The organism is Clostridium sp. UBA4548 (assembly GCF_002387895.1).
In the GTDB taxonomy this organism is placed as follows: domain Bacteria; phylum Bacillota; class Clostridia; order Clostridiales; family Clostridiaceae; genus Clostridium_J.
On the sequence record NZ_DGLI01000016.1, the window covers coordinates 1 to 9858 of the forward strand.

General features: G+C 29.4%; 2 protein-coding genes. Both read left to right on the forward strand.

The window, feature by feature from the left end:
• Positions 1-44 precede the first annotated feature (44 nt).
• Positions 45-7832: a non-ribosomal peptide synthetase gene (locus B3040_RS05945; protein WP_291571169.1), complete on the forward strand. Its 7788-nt coding sequence runs from the start codon at positions 45-47 to the stop codon at positions 7830-7832.
• Between the two features lie 28 nt (positions 7833-7860).
• On the forward strand, positions 7861-9858 hold a 1998-nt coding region (locus B3040_RS05950), incomplete at its 3' end, for a non-ribosomal peptide synthetase (RefSeq protein WP_291571170.1).

Genomic DNA, 9858 nt, shown 5'->3' on the forward strand with positions numbered 1-9858 from the left:
CTTTAACTGAATATGAAGCTCCAGGAAATGAAGTTCAAGAAACTTTGGCGAAAATATGGACTGAGATATTAGGGATTGAAAAAGTAGGCATAAATGATAACTTCTTTGATTTAGGTGGACACTCTTTAAAAGCAACAATGATTATATCTAAGATTCATAAGGAATTAAATAAGGAAATTCCACTAAAAGAGTTATTTAAATCACCAACAATAAAAGAGTTAGGTAAGTATATTGAAAGTGCAGAAGAAAACCTTTATTCAAAGATAGAAAAAGTAGAAGAAAAAGAATACTATGAGGCATCCTCAGCTCAAAAGAGAATGTATATGCTTCAGCAATTTGATAAGGATATCACAGCTTATAACATGCCAGCAGTTTTTGAGTTAGAAGGAAAAGTTGATAAAAATAAGATAGAAGAAACTTTTAGAAAGCTAACACAAAGACATGAAGCATTAAGAACTTATTTTGAAACTTTAGATGGAGAAATAGTACAAAAAATACAAAGTAACTATGAGTTTGAATTAGTTAAAAAACAAAATGAAAATATAGAAGACATAATAAAGAGTTTTGTAAAACCTTTTAATTTAGAAAAGGCTCCACTACTTAGATTAGAACTTATAGAAAACAAAGAAAAAACTTACTTATTGATAGATATGCATCACATAATATCAGATGGCTTATCTATGGAAATATTAATAAATGAGTTCAGTGAGATTTATAGTGGAAAGACCTTAGAACCACTAAAGCTTCAATATAAAGATTTTGCAGCATGGCAAAATAACTTCTTAAAGTCAGAGGAAATGAAGAAACAAGAGGAATATTGGGTTAATAGATTTAGTGATGAAATACCAGTATTAAATATGCCTACTGATTATGAAAGACCAGCTATGCAAAGCTTTGAAGGAGACAGTGTAAGTTTTGAAGTTGATGAAGATACAACCTTAAAACTAAGAAACCTTACAAAAGAAACAGGAACTACAATGCATATGGCCTTGCTATCAGCCTTTAATATACTGCTATCAAAATATAGTGGACAAGAGGATATAGTAATAGGAACTCCAATAGCAGGAAGACCACATGCAGATCTTCAAAATATAATGGGTATGTTCGTAAACACTTTAGCTTTAAGAAACAAGCCTGAAGGAAACAAGAAATATATAGATTTCTTAAAAGAAGTAAAAGAAAACTCTCTAAAGGCATATGAAAACCAAAGCTATCAGCTTGAGGCGTTAGTAGGAAAGTTAGATGTAAGAAGAGATACAAGTAGAAATCCATTATTTGATGTTATGTTTAATATGGTTGATACAGTAACCAGTGAAGATATTAAATTAAATGATATTATATTGAAGCAATATAATAATAAAAATAAAGTATCTAAATTTGATTTAACATTAAACGCTTTAGAAATAGATGAAAAGTTAAGCTTCACTATAGAGTATTGCTCAAAGTTATTTAAGAAAGAAACAATAGAAAGAATAAGTAGTCACTATGTAAAAATTTTAGATGACATAGTAGGTAATAAAGAAATAAAATTATGCGAAGTTGATTTACTATCAGAAGCAGAGAGAAATAAAATACTATATGAGTTCAATGACACAAAGGCAGATTATCCAAAGGATAAAACAATCCATGAATTATTTGAAGAACAAGTACAGAAAACACCAGACAACATTGCATTAGTATTTGAGGAAAATAGGTTAACTTATAGAGAGTTAAATGAAAGAGCAAATAGTCTTGCAAGACTATTAAGAATGAAAGGTGTAAAAGCAGATTCTATAGTAGGAATAATGGTAGAAAGATCTTTAGAAATGATAGTAGGAATAATGGGTATTTTAAAAGCAGGTGGAGCTTACTTACCAATTGATCCAAACTATCCAAAAGAAAGAATAGAATATATGCTAAAGGATAGTGAAAGTAAGATACTATTGAGTGAAAGTACTTTGGTAGAAACTTTAGAGTTTGATGGAGAGAGTATAAACTTGTATGATGAAACTTTATTTAATAAAAGTTCTAGTAATTTAGAAAAGATAAATGAATGTAGTAATTTAGCATATGTGATTTATACTTCAGGAACAACTGGTAATCCAAAAGGTGTAATGATAGAACATAGAACATTAAATAATTATATAGAGTATGCAAAGGTTAATTATTTCATAGAAGAAAATATGCATATGCCTTTATATACTTCTATATCCTTTGATTTAACTGTAACATCTATTTTTACACCATTAATAAGTGGAGGATCTATTATTATATATGAAAACTTAGAGATAGATAAGCTTACAAAGAAGGTTTTTGGTGGAGAAAGACAATCTGTCATTAAGGTAACGCCAGCACATTTAAGTTTACTAATAGAAATGAAGGATGTAAATAGATCAATTAATAGATTAATTGTGGGTGGAGAAGATTTAGCAGAGAAGTTATCTAAATCTGTTAGTGAGTTATTTGATAATAAAGTAGACATAATAAACGAATATGGACCAACCGAAGCTACAGTAGGGTGCATTGTCCACAAATATAACTGCAAAAATAATTATAGAAACTCGGTACTAATAGGAAAGCCGATAAATAATACTCAAATATATATAGTAGATTCAAATATTAAGCTTTTACCTATAGGTGTATCAGGAGAAATTTATATAAGTGGAGAGGGATTAGCAAGAGGTTATTTAAATAAACCAGAATTAACAGCTGAAAAGTTTGTGGATAACCCATTTGAACCAGGAACAAAAATGTATAAAACAGGAGATTTAGCTAGATGGTTACCAGATGGGAATATAGAATTCTTAGGAAGAATAGATAATCAAGTTAAGATAAGAGGATTTAGAATAGAACTTGGTGAGATTGAAAATAGACTATTACAACATGAAAATATTAAGGAGGCAGCAGTTTTAGTTAAGGAAAACAAAGATAGTGAAAAATATATATGTGCATATGTGGTAAGTGATAAAACCATTCAACAATTAAATTTAAAAGGTCACTTAAGGGAAACATTGCCAGAATATATGGTTCCAGCTTACTTTGTGAAATTAGAAAAAATGCCGCTTACAACCAATGGAAAGCTTGATAGAAGAGCACTTCCAGAACCAAACCTAGATGCATCTTTAACTGAATATGAAACTCCAAGAAACGAAGTGGAAAAGGCTTTGGCGAAAATATGGACTGAGATATTAGCTATTGAAAGGGTTGGTATAAACGATAACTTCTTTGATCTTGGGGGACACTCCCTAAAAGCAACAATGCTTATAGCTAAGATTCATAAAGAGCTAAGCAAAGAGGTTCCATTAAAAGAGTTATTTAAGTCACCAACAATAAAAGGGATAAGTAAGTACCTTGAAAGTGCAGAAGAAAATCTTTATTCAAAGATAGAAAAAGTAGAAGAAAAAGAATACTACGAGGCATCTTCAGCTCAAAAAAGAATGTACATGCTTCAGCAATTTGATAAGGATAGTATAGCTTACAATATGCCAGCTGTATTTGAGTTAGAAGGAAAAGTTGATAAAAATAAGATAGAAGAAACTTTTAGAAAGCTAACAGAAAGACATGAAGCATTAAGAACTTATTTTGAAACTTTAGATGGAGAAATAGTACAAAAAATACAAAGCAACTATGAGTTTGAATTAGTTAAAAAACAAAATGAAAGTATAGAAGACACAATAAAGAGTTTTGTAAGAGTGTTTGATTTAGAAAAAGCTCCACTACTTAGAGTAGAACTTGTAGAAAACAAGGAGAAAACTTACTTGTTGGTAGATATGCATCACATAATATCTGATGGTTTATCTATGAGTATATTAATAAACGAGTTTAGTGAGAATTATAGTGGAAAGATATTAGAACCATTAAAACTTCAATATAAAGATTTCGCAGCATGGCAAAATAGCTTCTTAAAATCAGAGGAGATGAAAAAGCAAGAGGAATACTGGATTAATAGATTCAGTGATCAAATACCAATACTAAATATGCCTACTGATTATGAAAGACCAGCTATGCAAAGCTTTGAAGGAGAAAGTGTAAGTTTTGAAGTTGATGAAAATACAACCTTAAAACTAAGAAACCTTATAAAAGAAACAGGAACTACAATGCATATGGCTTTGCTATCAACCTTTAATATACTGCTATCAAAATATAGTGGACAAGAAGATATAGTAATAGGAACTCCAGTAGCCGGAAGACCACATGCAGACCTTCAAAATATAATGGGTGTATTCGTAAACACTTTAGCTTTAAGAAATAAGCCTGAAGGAAACAAGAAATATATAGATTTCTTAAAAGAAGTAAAAGAAAATTCTCTAAAGGCATATGAAAATCAAAGCTATCAGCTTGAAACTTTAGTAGAAAAGTTAGATGTAAGAAGGGATACAAGTAGAAATCCATTGTTTGACGTTATGTTTAATATGGTTGATACAGTAACCAGTGAAGATATTAAGTTAAATGATATTATATTGAAGCAATATAGCAATAAAAATAAAGTAGCTAAATTTGACTTAACATTAAATACTTTAGAAATAGATGAAAAATTAAGTTTTACTATGGATTATTGCTCAAAGCTATTTAAGAAAGAAACAATAGAAAGACTAAGCAGTCACTATATAAGAGTCTTAGATAGCATAGTAAATAATGTACAAATAAAATTAAGTGAGATTGATTTACTATCAGAAGCAGACAAAAATCAAATTCTATATGAGTTTAATGATACAAAGGCTGATTATCCAAAGGATAAAACAATTCATGAGTTATTTGAAGAACAAGTAGATAAAACACCTGATAACATAGCAGTAGTATTTGAAGATAAAAAGCTAACCTATAAAGAGTTAAATGAGAGAGCAAATAGTCTTGCTAGAGTATTAAGAAATAAAGGTGTTAAGGCAGATTCTATAGTAGGAATAATGGTGGAAAGATCCCTAGAGATGATAGTAGGAATAATAGGAATCTTAAAATCCGGAGGAGCCTACTTACCAATAGATCCAAACTATCCTAAAGAAAGAATAGAATATATGCTAAAGGATAGTGGAAGTAAAGTTCTATTAAGTAAAAGTGGTTTAGTAGAACCTATAGAGTTTGGTGGCGAAGTTATTGATTTATATGATGAAAATTTGCCTAATGAACATTCAGTCAATTTAGAAAAGATAAATGATTCTAGCAACTTAGCCTATATTATTTATACTTCAGGAACAACAGGAAACCCAAAGGGAGCCATGATTGAACATAAGTCATTAGTTAACAGGTTAAATTGGATGCAAAAGAAATATCCAATAACTGAAAAAGATACAATCCTACAAAAAACGACTTATACTTTTGACGTTTCTGTGTGGGAGATTTTATGGTGGTCATTAGTAGGAGCAAAAGTATGTATGCTTACTCCTAATGCTGAAAAAGATCCAATGAAAATCATAGAAACAATAGATAAGTATGAAGTAACAACAATGCATTTTGTACCTTCTATGTTAGATGTATTCTTATATTGTGTAGGAGAAAATAACAACAATATAAATTTATCAAGCTTAAGACAAGTATTTTCAAGTGGAGAAGCATTGAATTTTAAGCAAGTATCAAAGTTCTACAAAGAGTTTGAAGTTGGCAAAAAGCTTATAAATTTATACGGTCCAACGGAAGCAACTATAGATGTATCTTACTTTGATTGCGTTAATGATGGTAAAAAAGCAATACCAATAGGAAAACCTATAGATAACACGGGATTATATATTTTAAACAATAATGATGTTGCTCCAATAGGGGTGGCAGGAGAGTTATATATTGGTGGACATGGATTAGCAAGAGGATATGTAAATAGACAAGAGTTAACAGCAGAAAAGTTTGTAGATAATCCATTTGACCCAGGAACAAAGATATATAAAACAGGAGATTTGGCTAGATGGTTACCAGATGGAAATATAGAATTCTTAGGAAGAATAGATAATCAAGTTAAGGTAAGAGGATTTAGAATAGAACTTGGTGAGATAGAAAGTAGACTATTACAACATGAAAATATTAAAGAGGCAGCAGTTTTAGTTAAGGAAAACAAAGACAGTGAAAAATATATATGTGCTTATATTGTAAGTGATAAAAGACTTAAAGAGTTAGATTTAAAAGGTTACTTAAAAGAAACATTGCCAGAATATATGGTTCCAGCTTACTTTGTAGAATTAGAAAAAATGCCGCTTACAACCAACGGAAAGCTTGATAGAAGAGCACTTCCAGAACCAAACCTAGATGCAGCTTTAACTGAATATGAAGCTCCAAGAAACGAAGTGGAAAAGGCTTTGGTGAAAATATGGACTGAGATATTAGCTGTTGAAGGGGTTGGTATAAATGATAACTTCTTTGATTTAGGTGGACACTCCCTAAAAGCAACAATGCTTATGGCTAAGATTCATAAGGAGTTAAACAAAGAAGTTCCATTAAAAGAGTTATTTAAGTCACCAACAATAAAAGGGATAAGTAAGTACATTGAAAGTGCAGAAGAAAACCTTTATTCAAAGATAGAAAAAGTAGAAGAAAAAGAATACTACGAGGCATCTTCAGCTCAAAAAAGAATGTATATGCTTCAGAAATTTGATAAGGATAGTATAGCTTACAATATGTCAGCAGTTTTTGAGTTAGAAGGAAAAGTTGATAAAAATAAGATAGAAGAAACTTTTAGAAAGCTAATACAAAGACATGAAGCATTAAGAACTTATTTTAAAACTTTAGATGGTGAAATAATACAAAGGTTGCAGAATGATTATGTATTCGAACTAAAATATAAAAATGAAAATAGGAATATAGAAGACATAATAAATAGTTTTGTAAGACCTTTTAATTTAGAAAAAGCTCCACTACTTAGAGTAGAACTTGTAGAAAACAAGGAGAAAACTCATTTATTAATAGATATGCACCATATAATATCTGATGGTTTATCTATGGAAATATTAATAAATGAGTTCAGTGAGATTTATAGTGGAAAGATATTAGAACCATTAAAGCTTCAATATAAAGATTTCGCAGCATGGCAAAATAACTTTTTAAAATCAGAGAAAATGAAGAAACAAGAGAAATACTGGATAAATAGATTCAGTGATGAAATACCAGTATTAAATATGCCTACTGATTATGAAAGACCAGCTATGCAAAGCTTTGAAGGAGACAGTGTAAGTTTTCAAGTAGATGGCAAAATAACAGAAAACTTAAGAAAACTTACAAAAGAAACAGGAACAACATTACACATGGTTCTGCTATCAGCCTTTAATATACTGCTATCAAAATATAGTGGACAAGAAGATCTAGTAATAGGAACACCAATAGCCGGAAGACCACATGCAGATCTTCAAAATATAATGGGTATGTTTGTAAACACTTTAGCTTTAAGAAATAAGCCTGAAGGAAACAAGAAATATATAGATTTCTTAAAAGAAGTAAAAGAAAATACTCTAAAGGCGTATGAAAACCAAAGCTATCAGCTTGAAACTTTAGTAGAAAAGCTAGATGTAAGAAGAGATACAAGTAGAAATCCATTGTTTGATGTTATGTTCAATTCTATTAATTTATTTAATAAGGATAAAAAAATTATAGAATGTCTTTTAATTAAATCTTATGATATGAAGGTAAAAACATCTAAGGCAGATTTGGAATTGACAGTACAAGAAAGGTTAGAAACAATTCAGTTAGAATTAACATATTGCACTAATCTTTATAATAGAAACACTATAGAAATTAAGATGGAAGATTATATTAACATACTCGAAATAATAGTAACGAATAAAGAGATGAGTATAGATAATATAATTTTAAAGTGTTCAGAGAGAGGTTTTGATTATAACTCAGATTTAGATATATTAGAAGAGCAATTTAATATATAAGCATGCTTAAGGGAGATGAATTAGCTTTATGGATAAAGAGAAGAAAGAGTTAAGTTATTGGAATGAACAACTCAAAAATTTATCTGATAGTGAAAAGTTTATATGGGATTATTGTGATGAATACCCATATAAAAAAAGTATATATAAAGAAATATTTGATAAAGAACATGGAAATAAGTTGAGTAATATATGCAAAAATAATAATCTTTTGATATATACATTTTTAGTATCAACACTAAAAATTACTTTATCTAAATATATGGGTAAGAATGACATTGTAATTGGTATACCTTGCTATAGTATTCAACACAATAGAGGAAATGCACATATAAATAAGTTGTTGCCATTAGTATCTTATATAGACTATGAGAAGACTTACTTAGAGTACATGGATTCTATTAAAACCAAAGTACTAGGTAACTATAAAAATCAGGCTTATTTAACTTCAAAAATATTATTACAAAACGGGTTACCTAATGATGTATTTGATTTAACACAAATAAATGTATGTATGAAAGAATTACATGAAGATAAAGATATTAATTATATATGTCAATCAAGTAAAAATGAGTTATCATTTTTACTTGACCTTATGAAAGATAATTCAATAGGGATTCATATTATATATAATTCTAATAAAATTACAGAAAGTACTGTTAAAGCTATATACGAAAGTTATTCAACCGCTTTAAGAGATGTGGTAAATAATTGTAATAAGAAGGTTAAAGATATAAAAATATTGTCTGAAAAAAAACTAAATAAGATATTATATGAATTCAACGATACAAAGGCTTATTATCCAATAGATAAAACAATTCATGAGTTATTTGAAGAACAAGTACAGAAAACACCTGATAATATAGCAGTGGTATTTGAACATAAAAAGCTAACCTATAAAGAATTAAATAAGAGAGCAAATAGTCTTGCTAGAGTATTAAGAAATAAAGGTGTTAAGGCAGATTCTATAGTAGGAATAATGGTTGAAAGATCTCTAGAGATGATAGTAGGAATAATAGGAATCTTAAAATCCGGAGGAGCCTACTTACCAATAGACCCAAACTATCCTAAAGAAAGAATAGAATATATGCTAAAGGATAGTGGAAGTAAAGTTCTATTAAGTAGTAATGAATTAGTAGAAACTATAAAGTTTAGTGGCGAAGTTATTGATTTATGTGATGAAAATTTGGTTAATGAAAATTCAGTCAATTTAGAAAAGATAAATGATTCTAGTAACTTAGCTTATATTATTTATACTTCAGGAACAACAGGAAACCCAAAGGGAGCCATGATTGAACATAGGTCATTAGTTAACAGGTTAAATTGGATGCAAAAGAAATATCCGATAACTGAAAAAGATACTATCTTACAAAAAACAACTTATACTTTTGACGTTTCTGTGTGGGAGATTTTATGGTGGTCATTAGTAGGAGCAAAAGTATGTATGCTTACTCCTAATGCTGAAAAAGATCCAATGAAAATAATAGAAACAATAGATAAGTATGAAGTAACAACAATGCACTTTGTACCTTCTATGTTAGATGTATTCTTATATTGTGTAGGAGAAAATAAAAACAATATAAATTTGTCAAGCTTAAGACAAGTATTCTCAAGTGGAGAAGCATTGAATTTTAAGCAAGTATCAAAGTTCTACAAAGAATTTCAGAATGATAAAAAACTTATAAATTTATACGGTCCAACGGAAGCAACTATAGATGTATCTTACTTTGATTGTTGCAATGATAGTAAAAAGATAATACCAATAGGAAAACCTATAGATAACACGGGATTATATATTTTAAACAATAATGATGTTGCTCCGATAGGGGTAGCAGGAGAGTTATATATTGGTGGACATGGATTAGCAAGAGGATATGTGAATAGACAAGAACTAACAGCAGAAAAGTTTGTGGATAATCCTTTTGAACCAGGAACAAAGATGTATAAAACAGGAGATTTAGCTAGATGGTTACCAGATGGAAATATAGAATTTCTAGGAAGAGTAGACAATCAAGTTAAGATAAGAGGA